Here is a 19,157-nt window from a genome sequence, read left to right on the forward strand (position 1 = left end):
GTGCGGATAGCCTCTGCACGACGTTTTTCTTTGTGCGCGCCGGGCTACACTAGCCGCTCGTTTTCCGCACCCCGAACGCCATGCCGACTCGCAAACCCGCCACCGCCGATGCGTTGCAAGATCCGGCATTGTTGCGGCGTCTGTTGCGCGCCAAAGATCGCATGGACGCGTGTTCGCACGAGGACTGGCCGGTCAGCCGTCTGGCCGAAGTCAGCGGGGTCTCCGAAGCGCATTTCGCGCGATCGTTCAAGCGCGCGTTCGGCGTTCCGCCGCATCGCTATCTGCTGACGCGGCGCATCGAGCAGGCCGTCACGCTGTTGCGCGACACCGAGCTCGCCATCACGGATATTGCCTTCGTCACCGGCTGGGAAAGTCTCGGAACGTTCGGCCGCATCTTTCGCGATATCACCGGCCACAGTCCGAGCGCGATGCGCGTGCAAGCGCGCGCCGGCGTCGACGCGCTCGATCGCGTGCCCGCGTGCGTGCTGAAGGCAGCGCAACGACCCGATCTCACGATCGCAGTTTTGGAGAAGCGGCGGCGCGGTGCGAAAGGTACAGTGCGGCCATCTTCAACGAAGGAGGTCACATGAATCAGGGCATCGGCGTGGTGGGCATCTATGTCGACGATCAGGACGAAGCGCTTGCGTTTTACGTCGACAAGCTCGGTTTTCGGGTTCATACCGACGTGCGCAACGGCACGTATCGATGGCTCACGGTGCAGCATCCGGATCAGCCGTCGTTTCAGCTCGGCCTGTTCGCGCCGGGCGCGCCGATCCACGACGATGCGACCGCGCAAACGCTGCGCGCGATGGTCGCAAAGGGCGCGATGCCGCCGCTCGTGCTGTCCGTCGCGGACTGCCGCGCGACTTACGAGCGGCTGAAGGCGAGCGGCGTGGAGTTCACGCAGGAACCGGTCGATCGCTACGGCAGCGTCGATGCCGGTTTTCGCGATCCCGCGGGCAATGGCTGGAAGATGATTCAAGCGCCATCCGGACGGTAAATGTCCTGATTAGCCGGGAGGATGAAGTCTGTTCGTAGAGTGCTTAGAACATGACCGAAACCTCATATCAACCGCCCCGAGACATGTCGACGCTCGTGCTGGCGTGGATCCGGCGCGCGCGCGAATCGCAGATTCGTCATTACACGATGGCCGACCGGCTGACGCGCTGCGGCAGACGGCTCGGGCTTGCGGTCATCGGCATCACGGCGGCGACGGGCACGTCCGCGTTTTTATCGCTCGTAGCGACGGCGGTGTCGCCGGACGTGCACATCCTGATCGGGATGACGAGTCTGAGCGCCGCCGTGCTCGCCTCGTTGCAGACGTTTTTGCGCTATAGCGAGCGTGCGGAATTGCATCGCCGTACGGGTGCGCAGTACGGCGCCGTGCGGCGGCGTCTCGAAGCGATTCATGCGGCAGATGTTTCTCTGCGTGATGCGTGTGTCGTCGATGCGGTGCGCGATGAACTCGACCAGATCGCACAGACGGCGCCGCATTTGCCACGCGCATGACTAATCATTAGTAAAGTTCCGAGTGCTGATTAGTAATTTATTAGACGTAGCGAAGCGAAACCCGCTATTCGACTGACAAATGACCCAGTTCAAAGGGGTTGTTTGTGCTTCCGAAACAATGCCCGGTGTGCTACGGTAATTCGTATGTATTACTTGCGACCGGACGATCGCTGATTGTCGATCGGCCTTCCGAACTGATTCGGATGGAGTGTGACAATGGAACAGCGAGGCGATGGCTCGCTTTATTTCGTCATCTGCCCCCGATGTGAAACCCTTTCATCAGTAGAAGAAAGCGTGTGCCCGTTTTGCGGCGCCGACCGCCACGGGGCCGTGCTGACGAGGGGCGCGGAGACAGCTCTGCGGGCAGTCGAGGCGGCGCGAGGCGTGACGCGCCAGTTTGCGCCACAGGGCGAAGTGGCCCGCGTGCGATGGCCGGCGCGTTCGAGAACATACGAAGCGCGTTTACCCGCGCCTGCGCCTGCCTCCATCGCCAATGGCGCTGCCGTGCTTGCGACGGGGCGTCCATCGCATTCGATACTCGCAACGGTCGTCATGGCCGCCGTCGTGCTCGGTGCGTGTTTTCTCGCGCGTGCTTACTTCGAGCAGCACGGATCGACACCGCGCGCGGGAACGCTGCCTGTGGCCGTCGCAGGCACGGTCCGTCCGATCGAGACGAAGGCCGCACCGATCGCCGCCATCAATATCGATTCGGCGGACAGAATCGTGGACGGCCCGCTGCGCTCCGCCGCGCGTCCGTCAGCGGAAGCTGCGTCGCCACTGATTCCTGTCACGGCATCGAGCAAGGACAGCACGCGGCAGAGCGTGATTCCCGAACGCTCGATCGCAAAAAAACCGTCGACGCACGGCGCGAAGCAATCGGTCAAGACATCGAAAGCGAAACCCGTATCGAAGTCGGCTTCTGCATGTTCGCGCAAGTCCGAGCGCGCGTGCGCTGAAGCAGCGAAAGGCCGCGTATCCAGGACCGAGCCGAAGCAGCGTCAGACGCGCGCGGCGCCGCCTGCTGCGCCCGTCGCACGAGCGAAAACCGACACGAAGGAATTTCAGAAGGTCGCGGCCATCGCTCCGGCGGTGAAGCCCGCGATGACCGCCGACGATAGCTGGCGTCCGAGCAAGAAAAAGAACTGAAAACCCGCGCGGATCGGAAAGGAAAGGGAAGCGCTTCGCGCGGGACGCGAAGCGCGCTGACGATCTTATTCGACGGCTTCCCAGTGTTCGTCGACGGTCTTGTCGGTTACGCGTACCTTCGCAACCATGGGCGCATAGCCGCGCAGCTTGATTTCATCGACGGCGAGCCGCTCCGAACGATAACTCTGCTGCGTCATTCTCGTACCGTCAGGGAATTCGAGCGCGTAACCGTCGATCGGTCCCCACTGGCCCTTCGGCATCGGTTCGACATAGACATTCTGCATCGCGTTTCTCCAGCTTGATTGGAAAGCACCGGGCGGTTCGCATTGGCGAACGTGCGCCTCTTGTATAAGAGGTTAGCGAAGAAAGGGACGCGGCCGGCGACGATGCGCGACGTCGCGAAGCAAATAATTATCGAAGTAAATCAATGCTCTAGTTGCGGGTTCCCATGATGAGAAAGCCCATTCTCCAATATGCAACTCGCGGCATGCTGCCATGCAGCGCGCGTTTTCGTGAAACGGACCTTCATTGCATATCGTGGAAGTCAGTGATGCACGGCGCTGCGGCGATCGGCATCGAGATAGTTGTTGATCGTCGGCGGGACGTCCGCCGCGACGGATGCGAAGCGAAAGCCGTTGCGTCCCTTGCGCTTCGCTTCGTACATCGCGCGATCCGCGTCGCCGAGCATCGCTTCGGCGGACGTGTCGAAGCCGCCCGCGCACATCGCGATGCCGACGCTCGTGCCGAGATGCGCTTCGACGCGGCCGAGTTCGAACGGCCGTCCGATCGCGCGGCAAATGTCCTGCGCGATGCGGCTGCATGCACTCGATGACGAAATCCCGCGCGCCAGCAGCACGAATTCATCGCCGGCGAGGCGGCAGACGAGATCGCCCGCGCGCGTCGTCTTTTTCAGGCGCGCGGCCACCTGTATCAACAGCGCGTCGCCGACGTCGTGACCGTGCTGATCGTTGATGCTCTTGAAGCCGTCGAGGTCCATGAAGAAGAGCGCGAAAGGCACGGCGTCATAGCGGGCGGCATCGACGGAAAGCGCGAGTTGCTCGGCGAGCGCGCGCCGGTTCGGCAGGCCCGTGAGCGCGTCGAGCATGACTTCGGAGCGCATCTGATGTTCGCGCCGCTTGGTCTCGGTGATGTCCTGCGACATGATGTAGAAACCGGCAATTTCCTCGCGCTGAAACTCGGGAATATACGTCGCGTTCCAGACGCGGCTCGGCGCGCCTTCATAGACGATGTCCTCGTGCGTCACGCGTTCGCCGGCGAGCACGCGGCGAAAGTAAGGCAGACAGCGCTCGAAGGTCGACGCGCCGATCGTGTCGCGCACAGTCTTGCCACGCAACGCCGAAGGCTCGACGCCGAACACCTCGCGATACACCTGATTGTTGAAGCGATAGCGCAGGTCAGCATCGACGTGTGCGATGAGAACGGGCAGATTGTCCGTGATCGTCTGCAGCGCGGCGCGATTGCTGGTGAGCTCGCGCGTGCGTTCGAGCACGCGGCGCTCCAGTTCCTGCCGATAATCGCGCAACACCTGTTCGCTGTATTTGCGGCTCGAGATGTCGTGCGCGACGCTCACGAAATGCAGCGGCTCGCCGCGTTCGTCGCGAATCAACGCGACGGAAAGCTCGACCCAAACCGGCTCGCCGTTACGGCGGCGATATCGTTTTTCCAGCGTATACGTCTTGCTCGTGCCGTCGAGCAGTTCCGCGACGAGTTGCAGATCGACCGACAGATCCGCTTCGTCGGTGATCTGCTGAAAGGTCATCGTGACGAGTTCATCGGCGCTATAACCGGTGATTTCGCACAGCTTCGGATTCACTTCGACGAAGCGGCCCTCCAGATCGACGATAGCCTTGCCCGTCGGCGTCTGTTCGAAGATCGTATGAAAGCGCGTCTCGGACAGGCGCAGCTTGCGGCGGTCGGCTTCCTGAATCTCACGCGTTTCGCGCGCGGCTTCGCGCTGCACGATCTCGCGCTCGACGGTCGCCGCGAGATCGCACAGCGCGGCCTGCGTGCTTGCCGTGAGTTTGCGCGGCTTCGTGTCGATCGCGCAAAGCGTGCCGAGCACGAGACCTCTGGACGAGCGCAACGGCACGCCCGCATAGAAGCGGATGTGTGGCGCGCCCCTGACGAGCGCATTGCCGGCGAAGCGCGCATCCGCGTGAGCGTCCTCGACGAGCAGCAGACGTTCGGAGTGAAGCGCGTGCGCGCAGAACGACACGTCGCGCGCGGTTTCGCATACATCGAGTCCGACACGCGACTTGAACCATTGCCGATGTTCATCGACGAGCGATACCAGCGCGATCGGCACCTGCAACAGCTCGGCGACGACGCGCGTTACGCGGTCGAACACTTCTTCCTGTGGCGTGTCGAGCAGGTCGAGACTGTGCAGCAACTGGAGCCGCTTCGCTTCGTCGGCGGGCAGAGGCGCCGTGTGCCATTCGTGTACGGGTTGCAAGGTTCTTCTCGATTCGGTATTCGCCATCGGGCCCAATGCCACGATGAGCAATTTATCGAACCTTCCGCAATCCCGATTCGCCGATCAAAGGCCGGCTTTTCCCTCAGTTCGCGAGATGTGCCTTACGGACGAAATGACGCAGAGCGGTCAGAGCCCCAGGCAAACCGCCCCGACCGCGACCACCACGCAGGCGAGCCAGCGCCTCGCGCTGACGGCTTCCTGAAGGAACACGCGCCCGATGAGCGCCGCGAACACGACGCTCGTTTCGCGCAACGCGGAGACCGTGCCCATCGCGCCGGATTGCATCGCCCAGATCACGATGCCGTAAGCCGCGATCGACACGAGGCCGCCCGCGAGCGACGAACCCACGGCCATCGGCGCTCGCTTCACGGGCGTCCATAGCGCCGCGGGCCCGCGTTTCGCGACGAAAATCATCGGCATGAACCAATAGAACATGAACATCCACGCGGTGTAGGTGAGCGCTTCGCCATCGGACAGGCGCACGCCGATGCCGTCGATCACCGTGTAGATCGCGATGGTCACGCCCGTCGTCAACGCGGCGAGCACGCCCGCGCGCGATACGCGGCCGCCCTGCAATGCAAGCGCGATGATGCCGCCCGAGATCAGCACGATCCCGAGCGCATGCAGCAGGCCGATCGCCTCGTGCGCGAAGATGGCCGCGCCGAGCGTGACGAGCATCGGCGACGATCCGCGCGCGATCGGATAAGCCTGCGCGAGATCGCCGCGCCGATACGAGCGCACGAGGCTCACGTTGTAGACGATATGCACGAGCCCCGACGCGACGATGTAGGGCCACGCGGCTTTCGCGGGCATCGGCAGATAGAAGACGACGATCGCGGACACGGCGCCGATCGCGATGCTCATCCACGTCATCGAGAGGAACCGGTCGCGGTTGCCATGGAGCATCGCGTTCCAGCTTGCGTGGAGCACGGCTGCCAAGATAACGACACCGCCGGTGTAGGTGAACATGCTTTCTTATGTCGGTTATATGACGGATAGTTACTAGAATAACTATCTTGTGAGCCGCTCACAAACCATATAAATTCCATCGTCGCGTTAGAAAAGCTCTTGCGAATGAGACCGGCATTGCCTTCACTCAATGCGTTGCGCGCTTTTGAAGCCGCTGGGCGACTCGGTAGCTTCAAGGAAGCCGCAGCCGAGCTGCATGTCACGCACGGGGCGATCAGCCAGCAAGTGCGTTTGCTCGAAGCGTGGCTCGGCGCGCCCCTGTTCGAGCGTCATAACCGGCGTGTGGTGTTGACCCCGGCGGCGCGCGTTTATCTCGCGCAAATCGGTCCGCTCTTCGATCGGCTCTCGCAGGCCACGGCGCGCTATGGCGTGTCCGAGGCCGTGTCGCGCACGCTCACCGTGAATGCGCCCGCTACCTTCACGTTGCGCTGGCTCGTGCCGAGGCTCGAACAATTTCGCGCGCGTCATCCCGATGTGGAAGTCAGGATAGAGACATCGAACGAACCGGTAGAAAGCCTGAAGGACACATACGACATCGTGATTCGCGGCGGCCCCGACACGTTTTACGGTTACGTGATGCGGCGCTTTCTCGAAGAGGAACGTCTGCCGGTGTGCAGCCCCACGCTGTCCAAACGTCTTCCTTTGCAGACGCCTGAAGACTTGCGGCGGCACACGCTGCTGCACACGTCGAGCTTGCCGCGCGTCTGGCCGGATTGGCTCGCGCAGGCGGGCATCGCGGCGCTCACGCCAGCGGCGGTGCTCACCTTCGATCACTTCTATCTGACCTTGCAGGCCGCTGTCGATGGCATGGGCATCGCGATGGGCCCGACCGCGCTCGTCGCCGACGATCTCGCGTCAGGCCGTCTCGTTGCGCCATTCGACGGGCCGCGTTTGCCGTCGCGAAGCTATTGCACGTATGTCGCCGATGAAAAAGCGGGGCACGATCTGATCGTGCTGTTTCGCGCATGGCTCGAACAAGAAGGACAAGCGTTCGCGACCGAGCACGACGTGTGAGCCTGCGCCGCGCTGCATTCGTGCGAACTATGCAGAAATTTAACTATCTGGTTAGAATGCACGGGTTTACGCTAATGCCCCGGCCGGTCTGACTGATCGCGCGGGACATGCGATCCAGCCGCGCACATCGGCGCACGCGTGCATGCGTCGCCGCTTCTCGCGTGTCGCGGTATCGACTTCACGGAACGCTTTTCATCGCGCGGTGCGATACGGCCGCGGCATTCCTGTTCGTCGCCGAAGCGGATCGCATGGCAGATTCCTGGAGAAGATTTCGATGTCTACGAGTAAAGCCCGTCTTTCAGCCGCGCTGAGAGCAGGGTGTGTTGTGCTGGGCCTCGCGCTGCTGGCCACTGGTCTGATTTTCGTCGTCGGCGGCGCAAAGCTCGCGCTTCTGCACGGCAGCGCGTATTTCGTGATCGCGGGAGCGGTTATCGCCGTATCCGCGGTGCAGTTCATGCGGGCGAAGTCGTCGGCTGTGCTCGCCTTCGGCGCGGTATTTATCGGCACGCTCGTGTGGGCGCCCATCGACGGCGGTTTCGATTTCTGGCCGCTCGTGTCGCGGCTGATGCTGCCGGCCGGCTTCATGATGCTCGCGCTGCTTACATGGCCATCGTTGCGCACGCATGAGACGGGCAAGCCCGCGCCGAAGCGCGCGTATGCGTTCGCTGGCGTCATCGCGCTTTGCATGCTCGTTACCTTCGTGCAGATGTTCGAGCCGCATCCGACCGTCGCATCCGATGGCAATGAAACGCCGCTCGTGCCCGTCGCGAAGGAGCACGCGCAGAAGGACTGGAGCAACTACGGCAACACGGCCGGCGGCAGCCGCTTCGTGGCGCTCGATCAGATCACGCGCGATAACGTGAAGGATCTGCGTGTCGCGTGGACCTTCCATACGGGCGATGTCCCCGAAAGCCCGACCGGCAACGGCGCGGAAGATCAGGAGACGCCACTGCAGATCGGCGACCGCATCTACCTGTGCACGCCGCACAACAACGTGATCGCCGTCGATGCCGACAGCGGCAAGCAGATCTGGAAGCGCGAGATCAACGCGCGGGCGCAGGTCTGGAACCGCTGTCGCGGCCTCGCGTATTTCGATGCGACGAAACCTGTGGCGCGACCGACGATAAACGGTTCGACGCCTGTGACCCCCGTTTCCATCGCGGCGGGCGCAAGCTGCCAGCGCCGCTTGCTGATGAACACGATCGATGCGCGTCTCGTCGCCATCGATGCCGACACCGGCGCGCTGTGCGAAGGCTTCGGCGAGCACGGCTTCGTGAACCTGAAAGCGGGTCTCGGCGCGGCCGACGATCCGAAGTATCAGCTCACGTCGGCGCCGACGCTCGCGGGCACGACCGTCGTCGTGGGCGGACGCGTGGCCGACAACGTGCAGACCGACATGCCGGGCGGCGTATTGCGCGGCTTCGACGTCATTACCGGCGAGATGCGCTGGGCGTTCGATCCGGGCCGCGACGACCCCAACGCGCGCCTGCAACCGGGTCGGACTTACGCGCGCAGCACGCCGAACTCGTGGGCGCCGATGTCCTACGACGCCGCGATGAACACTGTCTTCATCCCGATGGGCAGCTCGTCGGTGGACTTGTGGGGCGGCAATCGCACGCCGCTGGATCACAAGTACGCGACGTCGATCCTCGCGCTCGATGCGACCACCGGCAAGGAAAAGTGGGTGTACCAGACGGTCCACAACGATCTGTGGGACTTCGACGTTCCGATGCAGCCGAGCCTCGTCGACTTTCCCGAGAAGGATGGATCGACGAAGCCCGCGGTCGTGTTCGGCACGAAATCCGGTCAGATCTTCGTGCTCGACCGCATGACGGGCAAGCCGCTTACGCGCGTCGAAGAACGCAAGGTGAAGACGGGCACGATCGCGCAGGAACAGTACTCGTCGACGCAGCCGTTCTCGGCCGGCATGCCGACGATCGGCGCGGACACGCTCAAGGAATCGGACATGTGGGGCGCGACGCCGTTCGATCAGTTGATGTGCCGCATCAGTTTCAAGTCGATGCGCTATGACGGCCTCTTCACCGCCCCCGACACCGATGTCTCGCTGAGCTTCCCGGGATCGCTCGGCGGCATGAACTGGGGCAGCCTGTCGACGGATCCGAATCATCACGTCGTCTTCGTGAACGACATGCGCCTCGGTCTCTGGGTGCAGATGATTCCGCAAAAGACCGACAGCGCGCCCGCGAGCAACGGCGGCGAAGCCGTCAACACGGGCATGGGCGCGGTGCCGCTGAAGGGCACGCCGTATGCCGTGAACAAGAACCGCTTCATGTCGCCGCTCGGCATTCCGTGCCAGAAGCCGCCGTTCGGCACGCTCTCCGCGGTCGATCTGAAGACGCAAAAGATCGTGTGGCAAGTGCCCGTCGGCACCGTGCAGGACACGGGTCCGTTCGGCATCAAGATGCGCGTGAAGATGCCCATCGGCATGCCGACGCTCGGCGGCACGCTCGCGACGCAAGGCGGCCTCGTGTTCATCGCGGGCACGCAGGACTATTATCTGCGTGCGTTCGACAGCGCCACCGGCAAGGAAGTGTGGAAGGCGCGCTTGCCGGTCGGAAGCCAGGGCGGTCCGATGAGCTATGTGTCGCCGAAGACGGGCAAGCAATACGTGCTGATTTCGGCGGGCGGCGCGCGGCAATCGCCGGATCGTGGCGATTACGTCATCGCGTATGCATTGAACCACTGATCGTACGAACCGAAGATTTCATGCGTCTGACCAACACTTTCATTTGCCTGCTGGCTGTATCGATGCTGTGCGGCATCGGTGCAACGTCCGCGCATGCGCAGAGCGCCGTGACCTTGTACGGCAGCATCGATACGAGCATCGAAGTGACGAACCCGGGCTCGTCGTGGACGCCGCGCATGGATTCGGGCGCGTATCGCGGCTCGCGCTTCGGCTTGCGCGGCTACGAGCAATTGAGCGGCGATACGCGTCTGCTCTTCGATCTGGAAAGCGGCTTCAGTTCCGCCGACGGCACCTTCGCGACGGCCAACACGATCTTCAATCGACAGGCGTGGATCGGGCTCGGCGCGCCGTGGGGCGAGCTGCGCTTCGGCCGGCAGTATTCGCCGATCTACATTCCGTTCAAGGGCGGACTCGATGCATTCGGTGCGGGCACGATCGCGTCGGGGCTCAACAATCTGTCGAAGATCACGCCTTACACGAATAACGGCATCACGTATCTGTCGCCCGATTTCCACGGCTTCACGACGACGCTCATGGTCGCATTGCGCGATAGCGGCAACGGCAACGGGCTATCGGGGAACTACGAGACGTTCGCGTATCACAGCGGGCCGTTTCGCATTTCGTACGCGCATCAGGACACGCAAGGCGACACCGGCTTGCGTGCGAATCTCGGCGGCGTGTCGTATCGCTTCGGCAAGACGACGGCCTTCCTCTCGTACTTCAACGGCGATGGCGGGTCGCCGCGCTATCACAACGACGGTCTTTCGGTCTCGATGCGCTACGCGGTGACGCCGCGCCTGCGCGCATCGCTCGGCTATGCGTATGCACGCGATCGCTCGGGCAGCGATAACGACGCTGACCAGTTCAGCGTTGCGTGCGAATACGATCTCTCGCCGAAGGTGCTGCTTTACGCGAGCGGCGCGATGCTGCGCAATCATGGCGACGCGACCTTCACGCTGCGCGGCGTGAACGTAGTCGGGATTCCGGCGGCTTATCCCGGCGCGCCGGTGCGCGGCGTGCAGGTTGGCATGATCGACCGGTTCTGATTCTCAGCGTCTCTTCTTCGCCTCATCGAGGCACGCCGCGAGCTTCTCGAAGTAATCCAGTGCTTTTCGCGTCGGCACGACGGTCTTGATGCGCAGATCGTCGCTGCTTTCATCGACGGATACGAGGCCTTGCTTTCTGAGGTTCGTCAGCTTGCGATGCACCGTCGCCGGCGCGCCCGCGATAGACAGCGCCATCGTCTCCGTGACCGTCAGCGCATGGCCCGCGTGCCACGACGCCGTGAGCGCTTCGAGCAAGCGTTCTTCGGCAGCATCGAGCTTCGGCACCGAAGGCAATGCCTGCACTGCCTGAGCCAGATTCAGGAAGCGGAAATAGGCATCGAACACGCTCTTTTTGGCCATGAAGAAATCGCTTTTAGGGAACGAACCGATCATAGCATTCGCGATATACGGCAAACCACAATCGACGATCTATTTATCAAGTTGATAAGTAAGTGCTAAGATAGTGCGTCGAGCAAGGTCGCAATACAAGGGCGCAATACAAGGTCGCAATACGAAGAGCGGACGAGTGAGCGCGTTTCGCTATCGCCCGAGCGATTTCCCGGGAGGGCAGGGGCGTGGTTCAGGAACGCGATAACAACTACATCACGGCGCATTTCATCGAGCAGGAGATCGAACATCTCGCGAGGATGATCCGCTCGCGCCACTGGCATCGCAGCGCGGCGTGGCCCGTTTCGTACTGGCGCGAGCGCATCGAGGAATTGCAGCATGCGCCCGCCATCGCGCCGCTTCAGCGCATGGAGCTCGAATCGCTTCTGAACGAACTGGAGCGCATCGCGGCCAAACTCGAATCGTCGGCGAATTACGGCGGAAGAGCGCAAGGCCAGACGCGCACGATGCGCGACGCATGAATCCGCGCGGTGCTGCGATAAGATGTGCGTCCTTACCGCCGCTCACTGGCACGCCGCCAATGTCTTCCCTTCAACTTCGCTTATGTTCCGTCGTCGGAACGGCGCTCGTCTTTATCACCTCGCTCTGGGCCAATCAGGAAATCTTTACTCATTCCGAGTTCGTGCGAGGCGTGAACTGGATTTATCTTCCGGCCGGCATTCGGCTGCTCAGCACGCTGTTGTTGGGCGCGGACGGCGCACTCGGGCTGCTTTTCGCAAGCTGGCTCGTCGATTTCTTTTATTTCTTTCCAAATGATCCGGTGAGATCTTTCGTCGGCGGCATCATTGCGACCGTCGCGCCTTATGCCGTGTATCGACTCGCGCGCGAGATCTATGGACTCGACGCGTCGCTATCGAATCTGACGGCGGGCAGATTGATGATGCTCACCGTCGCTTATGCGCTTGCCGGTCCGCTGCTGCATAACATCTGGTTTTATCTTCAGGGCGATACGGAGCATATCGTCGCGCGATTCTTCGCGATGTTCATCGGCGATCTTGCCGGGACCATGATCGTCATCTATACGCTCAAAGCCTTGCTGCATTTCCTTCCCGTTCCGCGCGCGCCGAACCGCTAATCGTGCGCCGCGCGCGCCGCATGCACGTCAGCCGAACCACTTCATCATCAGCGTGGCGAACACGACCATGCCCGCGCCGCCGATGCGCGTCGAAATCTGCGCGAAGGGCATGAGTCCCATGCGATTCGACGACGACAGAATCGCGACATCGCCGGTGCCGCCGAGACCGCTATGGCAAGCGGTGATGATCGCCGCTTCGACTGGATACATCTTCAGCCACGCGCCGACGAAGAATCCCGATACGACCATCGCCGCGACCGTCGACGCGCAGATCACGAAGTACGCGGGCGAGAATGCGCCGACGAGCTTGTCCCACGACACGAAGAGCGTGCCCAGTCCGACGAGGATCGCGAAGGTGAGATTCGTCGACATGAACTTGTAGATCTGATACGCGCCGATCTCCATGCGTTCGGGAATCGCGCGCACGACCTTCAGCACGGCGGCTGCGACGATCATCAGCACGGGTCCGGGAATGCCGGTGACGGGCGCGAGCAGCATGCCGAGAATGAACAGCGTGCAGCCGAGCAGCAGCCCGAAACCCATCAGGCGCAGATCGAGCGCGGCCTCGGCTTTCTGTTCCTTCAGCAGCGCCTGATCGTCGCCGCTCTTCACGAGCATGCCGTCGCCGCTATATGCGCGATGTTTCTCGCCGAAGCGCTTGAGCAAGCCGCTCGCGAGAATCGCGACGACGTTGCCGATGAGCGCGGCGGGCACCATCATCGCGATCAGATGACCTTGCGCCGCGCCGGTGATTTCCGCATAACCGATCGACAAGGGCAAAATGCCTTCGCCGATGCCCCCGCCCAGAATCGGCATGACGATATAGAAGAACGTGTGCTTCGGGTCATAGCCGAACATCAGTCCGACTAGCACGCCCGCCGCGATCGCCGTCACCGTGCCGACCAGCAATGGCACGAACATCTTCAGAAAGCCTTGAATCAGGATCTTGCGATTCATGCCGAGAATGCTGCCCGCGACGAGACACGCGATATAGAGGTATTGCAGGTTCGCGGTCTTCATCGTCGTGGTGATGGCCTTGAGCGCGGCATCGTCCATCAGCTTGTAGCCGAGCAGCGCCGAAGGCACGAAGAGACAGAGAATCGCGGGCCCGCCGATATGCCTGAACACCGGAATGCGTTTGCCGATTTCGCCGAGCAACAGGCCCGATAACATCAGCACGGCGAAGCCGCCGATCATGTCGTTCGGCAATTTGCCGGTGATGGCGGCGAGTATCGTGACCAGTGAGAGCGCGACGAACATCGCGACCGGCATGCCGCCGATGGTCATCAACGAGAAGCGCGCGCGCAGTCCGAGCGGCGTCGCGCCCGTGCGCAACGAAGGGCTTTCCATATCGTGTCTCCTGATTGAGAAGTGATGCGGCGATGGACGCTCGTGCGTCTCTTTTTCGCCTTACGCTGCTTGCTTGTTGCGTAGCGCGGGCAAATCGATCTTCATCCACGGACGCAGCGCCTCGTGCTTCGCTTCGAATGCGCGGATCGCGTCGCTGTCGGCGAGCGTCATGCCGATCATGTCCAGTCCTTCGATGAACATGCGCTTCTGTCGCTGCGGAAGATCGAACGCGTAGTGCGTGCCGTCGCTCGTGCTCACGCGTTGATTCGCGACGTCGATGGTCAACCGATTCGTCTTTGCATCGCTCGCGAGCGCGCTCAATGCAGCGACGACGGCTTCATCGAGCGCGATCAGCAGCAAGCGATTGTTCTGCGCGTTGAAGTAGAAGATTTCGCCGAAGCTCGGCGCGATAACGGCATCGATTCCCGCTTGCTGCAAGCCCCATACGGCGTGCTCGCGGCTCGATCCGCAGCCGAAGTTCGCGCCCGCGATGAGAATGCGCGCGCCCGCATAGTCGGGCCTGTTCAGCACGAAGTCTTTGCGTGCGTTGCCCGATGCATCGAAGCGCAAGTCATACAGAACGCCGCGCGCGAGACCGGACTTGTCGATGCCGAACAGAAACTGCTTCGGCATGATCTGGTCGGTGTCGAGATTGTTCAGCGGCAACGGCGCGGCGATGCCGGTCAATGTTGCGTGTTCAGACATGCTCCAGCTCCTTGCGTACGTCGACGATACGGCCCGCGAGCGCGGCGGCGGCAGCCATCGCGGGACTCATCAGATGGGTGCGGGCGCCGCGTCCCTGGCGGCCCTCGAAATTGCGGTTGGTCGTGGACGCGCAGCGCTGGCCGGGTTGCAGGATGTCGTCGTTCATCGCGAGGCACATCGAGCAGCCAGGCTGACGCCATTCGAAGCCCGCCTCGATCAGCGCGCTGGCGATGCCTTCGCGTTCCGCCTGCTCGCGGACCATGCCGGAACCGGGCACGACCATCGCACGCACGGAAGGCGCGACCTTGCGGCCGCGCACGATATCGGCGACGGCGCGCAAGTCTTCGATGCGCGCGTTCGTGCATGAACCGATGAATACGTGATCGATCGCGAGGCCCTCGATCGCCTGATTGGCATCGAGTCCCATGTAGTCCAGCGCCTTCGATGCATTGCGTTGCGCGACCGGTTCATCGGCGAGGCGGGGAATGCGCGCATCGATCGCGATGGCCTGATCCGGGCTCGTGCCCCATGTGACGAACGGCGCGACATCGCGCGCATCGAAGCGATGCGTGATGTCGAACGATGCGTCGGCGTCGGACGCGAACTGCTTCCATTGCGCGACGAATGCATCGGTTCCGATGCGCTCGGCGACATAGCGAATCGTCGTCTCGTCGGGGGCGATCAACGCACCGCGCGCACCTGCTTCGACGGTCATGTTGCACAAGGTCATGCGCGCCTCGGCGGAGAGCGCATCGATCGCGCTGCCCGCATACTCGACGACGTAACCGCGCGCGCCCTGCGCACCGATCTTCGCGATGATGTAGAGCACGAGATCCTTCGATGTCGTGCCGCGAGGCAGCGCGCCATCCACGACGATGCGCATGTCCTTCGCGACGCGATAGACGAGCGTCTGCGTCGCGAGCACATGTTCCACTTCCGATGTGCCGATGCCGAAGCCCAGCGCACCGAGTGCGCCATACGTCGTGGTGTGACTGTCGCCGCACAGCACGACCATGCCGGGGCGAATCAGGCCGATCTCCGGCGCGACCACATGCTCGATGCCTTGCGCACGGTCGCGCACATCGAACAGATGGATGCCGTGCTCCGCGCAGTTGCGCGTGAAGTTCGCGGCCTGCTGCGCGGCGGCGTCGATCATGATCGTGCGCTTGTCGACCGCGACGGGATGCGTCGGAATCACATGATCGACGACACCCATCTGCTTTTCCGGGCAACGCACCGGCAGGTTTTTTTGCGCGAGTCCCGCGAATGCTTGCGGGCTCGTGTACTCGTTCATGATGTGCAGGTCGGCGTAAAGCGCGACGTGTTCATCGTCGACGTGAAAAACCGTGTGGCTGTCCACGATCTTCCGATATAGCGTCTGTCCCATGCTGTCTCCGTTCTTGCTTCTCCGATCAGTCGAAGCCAGTGTAATTCGATAACGGAGACCGTAAAATGCAGCTTGTCTTAACCCATTGTTAAGCCAAATTTAAAAATGGACTCGATCGCCGACCTGGAGTTTTTCGCGCGGCTCGTCACGCAAGGCAGCTTGTCGGCGCTCGCGCGCGAGCTCGGCGTGACGCCGCCCGCCGTGAGCGCGCGCCTCAGCCAGCTCGAACGGCGTCTCGGCGTGAAGCTGCTGAACCGCACGACGCGGCGGCTCGCGATGACGCAGGAAGGCGAGCTCTATCTCGGCACCGGCTCGCGCCTGCTCGAACAGGTGCAGGAACTGGAGCGCATGGTGTCGAGCAGCCGCGATCTGCCGCGCGGCCTGTTGAAAGTGAACGCGACGTTCGGCTTCGGGCGGCGTCATATCGCGCCGGCGCTGTCGGAGTTTCGTCGGCAATATCCGGATGTCGAAGTGCAGCTCGATCTCACCGATCGTCCGATGAATCTCGCCGAATTCGCGTTCGATGTCGGCATCCGCTTCGGTGAATTGCCGGACATGCGCGTGGTCGGCAGAAAGATCGCGGCGAACCGGCGCTTCGTATGCGCAGCGCCGGCGTATCTGCAAGCGCATGGCACGCCGAAGGAGCCGGACGATCTGCGCGGTCATCGCTGCATCGTGCTGCGCGAGAACGACACGGCGTACGGCACCTGGCATTTCACGAAGGGCAAGCGGCACGAAACGGTGAAAGTCCACGGCACGATGAGCAGCAACGATGGCGAAGCGACGCTGCGCTGGGCGCTCGACGGTCACGGCGTGCTGACGCGTTCCGAATGGGACGCGCAGTCGTTTATCGATTCCGGCGCGCTCGAACGCGTGCTCACCGACTGGTCGATGCCGCCCGCCGATATCTATGCGATCTATCCCGAGCGGCTGAATTTGTCGGCGAAAGTGCGCGTATTCATCGAGTTCCTTGAGCGGTATCTGAAGCGGGTGTGATGCTTGCTGAATCGCGGGCATGACATCGCCGACGAGGGAGGCAACTCATGACCGCGCAGCACCACGATGACGACAGCGCGACTTACGGCACCTTCAAGGATCTCGTCAACATGACGCCCGCTCAACTCGAAAAGTGGCTCGCGACCGACGAGTCGCGCGAAGTCGGCCAGAAGAACGGCGGCGGCGAATCGGTGGGGCACAAGTCGGGTCGGCATATCATCGACATTCTCGGCAAGAAGAAGGCCGATCTCGGCGAAGACGACTACGCGCACATGCGCAAGGTCGTCGGTTACATCAAGCGGCACCTCGCGCAGCGCCCGCACGAAGTCGAGCATTCGCACTGGCGATACTCGCTGATGAACTGGGGCCACGATCCGCTGAAGTAGGCTGCCGTCATTCGTGTCGCGCATTCGGCAGCATCAGCCGCTATGCTTGTCGAAAACGGAGCGAGACATGAATCAGACGAACTGGTACGCCGAAAGCGATTGCTCACTCGATGAATTCGCGAGCCTGCTCGAGCGCGACGCGCGACCGAAGCTGACATTCGCGTCGCACATTCAGCGCGGCATTCCGTTATATGACTGCGGCGCGCTCACCCCCGCGCTGGACGATTCATCGACATGCATGGCGTTGCAGGCGGAATGGGCCACGGTCCTGCGCGATGGCGCAGGCGTGTTCGTGCTCAAGCATGCGTATGCGGATGTCGATCCTATCGACGAGGCCGCCGCGATCTTCGAATCGATCATCCGGCAAGAGCGCGAACGCGGTGCGAGTGCCGCCGATCACTTCGCGAAGGCGGGCGCGAACGATCGTATCTGGAATGCGCAGGAAAAGCTCTGTCTGCACGCGCCGCGCGTGTTCGCGCGTTACTTTGCGAACCGGTTCATCGAATGCGCGGCGCTTGCATGGCTCGGCCCCGGTTTTCAGATGACATCGCAAGTCAATGTCGTGCGTCCGGGCGGCGACGCGCAGCAGGCGCATCGCGACTATCATCTCGGTTTCCAGACTGCCGATGAAGTGCGGCGCTATCCGGCGCATGTTCACGCGATCTCGCCGTATCTCACGCTGCAAGGCGCGGTCGCACATAGCGACATGCCTGTGGAAAGCGGTCCGACGAAGCTGCTGCCGTTTTCGCAGCGCTATGCGCAAGGGTATCTCGCGTGGCGGCGCGCGGACTTCCGCGAATACTTCGAAGCGCATCACGTTCAATTGCCGCTCGAAAAGGGCGATGCACTTTTCTTCAGCCCCGCGCTCTTTCATGCCGCGGGCGCGAACCGCACGCGCGACGTGCAGCGCATGGCGAATCTGCTGCAGGTGTCATCGGCATATGGACGCGCGATGGAAACGCTCGATCGCGCGCGCATGTGCGAATCGGTCTATCCGGTACTGTTCGATTTCAAGTCGACGGAAAGCATGAGCGATGCGGAGATCGATGCGGTCATCGCTGCGTGCGCGGAAGGCTACGCGTTCCCGACGAACCTCGATCGCGATCCGCCCATCGGCGGTCTTGCGCCGAAGAGTCAGCAGGCGCTATTGCGTCAGGCGCTCGATGAAACATGGTCCGTCGATGCGCTCGCGAACGCGCTGAAGGACAACGCGTGGCGGCGCAATACTTGAAGCCTTACTCCTGATAAACCGCCGTCAACACGCTTCGGGCATCGGCGAGCGCATTGTCGAGTTGCACGAGACTCGCATGACGCGCGCCGAGCGGATCGCGATTCGCGATCGCGGTGAGTATCGCCTTGTGGCGCGGCAAGGACAGCGCGTGCGTATCCGGATGACGGCTCGTCAGCTTGATCGACTCCGACAGCGCGAGCGATAACATGTGCCCGATATACATCAGCATGTCGTTGTGCGTCGCCGTCATGATCGCGCGATGAAACTCCAGATCGGGCGTAAGCAGTGCCTCGGGCGTCGGCGCATGCGACATGCGCTCGTACGCATCGCGGATGCGCGTGACATCTTCCTCTGTCGCATTCGATGCGGCGAGCGCGGCCGCCGCCGGCTCGACGATCCTGCGCACCACGAGCAGCGACTGAAAGAACGCGCCTTCATGCACGCTGGTGATCGTCCAGAAGAGGACATCGGGATCGAGCGTGTGCCATTCATCGCGCGGACGCACGACGCTGCCAAGACGCGGCTTCGACAGCACGAGCCCTTTCGCGACCAGCACGCGCGTCGCTTCGCGCAGCACGGGCCGGCTCACGCCATAGGCTTCGCACAGCTTCGCTTCGGCGGGCAGGCGATCGCCGGGACTGAGCTTGCCGCTCACGATGTCGATGCCGAGCTCCTGCACGATGCGCGCGTGCATGCTCTTGCGAGGTTGTGGATGACGATAGTCCATGGCGTCG

20 protein-coding genes are annotated in these 19,157 nt (G+C 62.5%); 12 read left to right on the forward strand and 8 right to left on the reverse strand.

From position 1 onward, the window contains the following. Window positions 1-80 precede the first annotated feature (80 nt). The 4 genes from NCS67_RS28660 (at window position 81) to NCS67_RS28675 (ending at window position 2,655) form a co-directional block, all read left to right on the forward strand. Entirely contained in the window at window positions 81-590 is a 510-nt protein-coding gene (locus NCS67_RS28660; protein ID WP_008346330.1) for a helix-turn-helix domain-containing protein, read from the forward strand. Next, window positions 587-1,000 carry a VOC family protein gene (locus tag NCS67_RS28665; protein WP_008346331.1) on the forward strand — a complete coding sequence of 138 codons (414 nt, stop codon included), beginning with the start codon at window positions 587-589 and terminating at the stop codon, window positions 998-1,000. Before NCS67_RS28660 ends, NCS67_RS28665 begins: the two co-directional genes overlap by 4 nt. 50 nt (window positions 1,001-1,050) lie before the next feature. Continuing rightward, window positions 1,051-1,509 carry an SLATT domain-containing protein gene (locus tag NCS67_RS28670; protein WP_250437589.1) on the forward strand — a complete coding sequence of 153 codons (459 nt, stop codon included), beginning with the start codon at window positions 1,051-1,053 and terminating at the stop codon, window positions 1,507-1,509. 504 nt (window positions 1,510-2,013) lie between these two features. Continuing rightward, window positions 2,014-2,655, forward strand: a complete 642-nt coding sequence (locus NCS67_RS28675; RefSeq protein ID WP_208456986.1) for a hypothetical protein — start codon at window positions 2,014-2,016, stop codon at window positions 2,653-2,655. A 65-nt stretch (window positions 2,656-2,720) separates the two neighbouring features. Here the strand turns inward: NCS67_RS28675 and NCS67_RS28680 are convergent, their stop codons facing one another. From NCS67_RS28680 to NCS67_RS28690, 3 genes are all read right to left on the reverse strand, one after another. Further along, the gene (locus NCS67_RS28680) at window positions 2,721-2,939 is read right to left on the reverse strand and encodes a hypothetical protein (protein ID WP_008346335.1); all 219 of its coding nucleotides are present in this window, start codon (window positions 2,937-2,939) and stop codon (window positions 2,721-2,723) included. A gap of 260 nt (window positions 2,940-3,199) precedes the next feature. Continuing rightward, window positions 3,200-5,128 carry a bifunctional diguanylate cyclase/phosphodiesterase gene (locus NCS67_RS28685; protein ID WP_250437590.1) on the reverse strand — a complete coding sequence of 643 codons (1,929 nt, stop codon included), beginning with the start codon at window positions 5,126-5,128 and terminating at the stop codon, window positions 3,200-3,202. Between the two features lie 147 nt (window positions 5,129-5,275). Further along, window positions 5,276-6,118: an EamA family transporter gene (locus tag NCS67_RS28690; RefSeq protein WP_250437591.1), complete on the reverse strand. Its 843-nt coding sequence runs from the start codon at window positions 6,116-6,118 to the stop codon at window positions 5,276-5,278. 105 nt (window positions 6,119-6,223) lie between these two features. Between NCS67_RS28690 and gcvA the strand changes: the two genes are divergently transcribed. The 3 genes from gcvA to NCS67_RS28705 all read left to right on the forward strand — a co-directional run bounded on the left by gcvA (window position 6,224) and on the right by NCS67_RS28705 (window position 10,885). Then, window positions 6,224-7,132 (forward strand): transcriptional regulator GcvA, encoded by a 909-nt coding sequence (gene gcvA / locus NCS67_RS28695; RefSeq protein WP_250437592.1) that lies wholly within the window; start codon window positions 6,224-6,226, stop codon window positions 7,130-7,132. A 274-nt stretch (window positions 7,133-7,406) separates the two neighbouring features. After that, the gene (locus NCS67_RS28700) at window positions 7,407-9,839 is read left to right on the forward strand and encodes a glucose/quinate/shikimate family membrane-bound PQQ-dependent dehydrogenase (protein WP_250437593.1); all 2,433 of its coding nucleotides are present in this window, start codon (window positions 7,407-7,409) and stop codon (window positions 9,837-9,839) included. Between the two features lie 62 nt (window positions 9,840-9,901). Then, a complete protein-coding gene (locus NCS67_RS28705; RefSeq protein ID WP_409017315.1) occupies window positions 9,902-10,885 on the forward strand; it encodes a porin in 984 nt (327 codons plus the stop codon). 3 nt (window positions 10,886-10,888) lie between these two features. Here the strand turns inward: NCS67_RS28705 and NCS67_RS28710 are convergent, their stop codons facing one another. Then, window positions 10,889-11,245, reverse strand: coding sequence for a MarR family transcriptional regulator (locus NCS67_RS28710; protein ID WP_033536044.1), 357 nt, complete (start codon window positions 11,243-11,245; stop codon window positions 10,889-10,891). 215 nt (window positions 11,246-11,460) lie between these two features. Here NCS67_RS28710 and NCS67_RS28715 point away from each other — a divergent pair, with 215 nt between their 5' ends. Together NCS67_RS28715 and NCS67_RS28720 are read left to right on the forward strand one after the other, a co-directional pair. Beyond that, complete coding sequence (locus tag NCS67_RS28715) at window positions 11,461-11,754, forward strand: hypothetical protein (protein ID WP_008346348.1); 294 nt, start codon at window positions 11,461-11,463, stop codon at window positions 11,752-11,754. A 59-nt stretch (window positions 11,755-11,813) separates the two neighbouring features. Then, the gene (locus NCS67_RS28720) at window positions 11,814-12,368 is read left to right on the forward strand and encodes a hypothetical protein (protein WP_175980231.1); all 555 of its coding nucleotides are present in this window, start codon (window positions 11,814-11,816) and stop codon (window positions 12,366-12,368) included. A gap of 27 nt (window positions 12,369-12,395) precedes the next feature. Here the strand turns inward: NCS67_RS28720 and NCS67_RS28725 are convergent, their stop codons facing one another. The 3 genes from NCS67_RS28725 to leuC are packed head-to-tail and all read right to left on the reverse strand — an operon-like array spanning window position 12,396 to window position 15,810. Next, window positions 12,396-13,718 carry a 2-hydroxycarboxylate transporter family protein gene (locus NCS67_RS28725; protein ID WP_175980230.1) on the reverse strand — a complete coding sequence of 441 codons (1,323 nt, stop codon included), beginning with the start codon at window positions 13,716-13,718 and terminating at the stop codon, window positions 12,396-12,398. 60 nt (window positions 13,719-13,778) lie between these two features. Next, a complete protein-coding gene (gene leuD / locus NCS67_RS28730) occupies window positions 13,779-14,423 on the reverse strand; it encodes a 3-isopropylmalate dehydratase small subunit (protein WP_250437595.1) in 645 nt (214 codons plus the stop codon). Further along, window positions 14,416-15,810 (reverse strand): 3-isopropylmalate dehydratase large subunit, encoded by a 1,395-nt coding sequence (gene leuC / locus NCS67_RS28735; protein WP_175980228.1) that lies wholly within the window; start codon window positions 15,808-15,810, stop codon window positions 14,416-14,418. The genes leuD and leuC overlap by 8 nt, the downstream gene beginning before the upstream one ends. A gap of 105 nt (window positions 15,811-15,915) precedes the next feature. On the opposite strand from leuC, the gene NCS67_RS28740 reads away from it, so the two are divergent. The 3 genes from NCS67_RS28740 to NCS67_RS28750 all read left to right on the forward strand — a co-directional run bounded on the left by NCS67_RS28740 (window position 15,916) and on the right by NCS67_RS28750 (window position 18,423). After that, a complete protein-coding gene (locus NCS67_RS28740; protein ID WP_239295314.1) occupies window positions 15,916-16,806 on the forward strand; it encodes a LysR family transcriptional regulator in 891 nt (296 codons plus the stop codon). 47 nt (window positions 16,807-16,853) lie between these two features. Next, window positions 16,854-17,192, forward strand: a complete 339-nt coding sequence (locus NCS67_RS28745; protein ID WP_175980226.1) for a DUF3140 domain-containing protein — start codon at window positions 16,854-16,856, stop codon at window positions 17,190-17,192. Between the two features lie 67 nt (window positions 17,193-17,259). After that, window positions 17,260-18,423 (forward strand): phytanoyl-CoA dioxygenase family protein, encoded by a 1,164-nt coding sequence (locus NCS67_RS28750; protein ID WP_250437596.1) that lies wholly within the window; start codon window positions 17,260-17,262, stop codon window positions 18,421-18,423. A gap of 4 nt (window positions 18,424-18,427) precedes the next feature. On the opposite strand, the gene NCS67_RS28755 is transcribed toward NCS67_RS28750, so the two are convergent. Continuing rightward, window positions 18,428-19,150: a FadR/GntR family transcriptional regulator gene (locus NCS67_RS28755; RefSeq protein WP_250437597.1), complete on the reverse strand. Its 723-nt coding sequence runs from the start codon at window positions 19,148-19,150 to the stop codon at window positions 18,428-18,430. Between the last annotated feature and the right edge of the window lie 7 nt (window positions 19,151-19,157).

This window comes from Caballeronia sp. ATUFL_F2_KS9A (assembly GCF_023630765.1).
GTDB classification, from domain to species: Bacteria; Pseudomonadota; Gammaproteobacteria; order Burkholderiales; family Burkholderiaceae; genus Caballeronia; species Caballeronia zhejiangensis.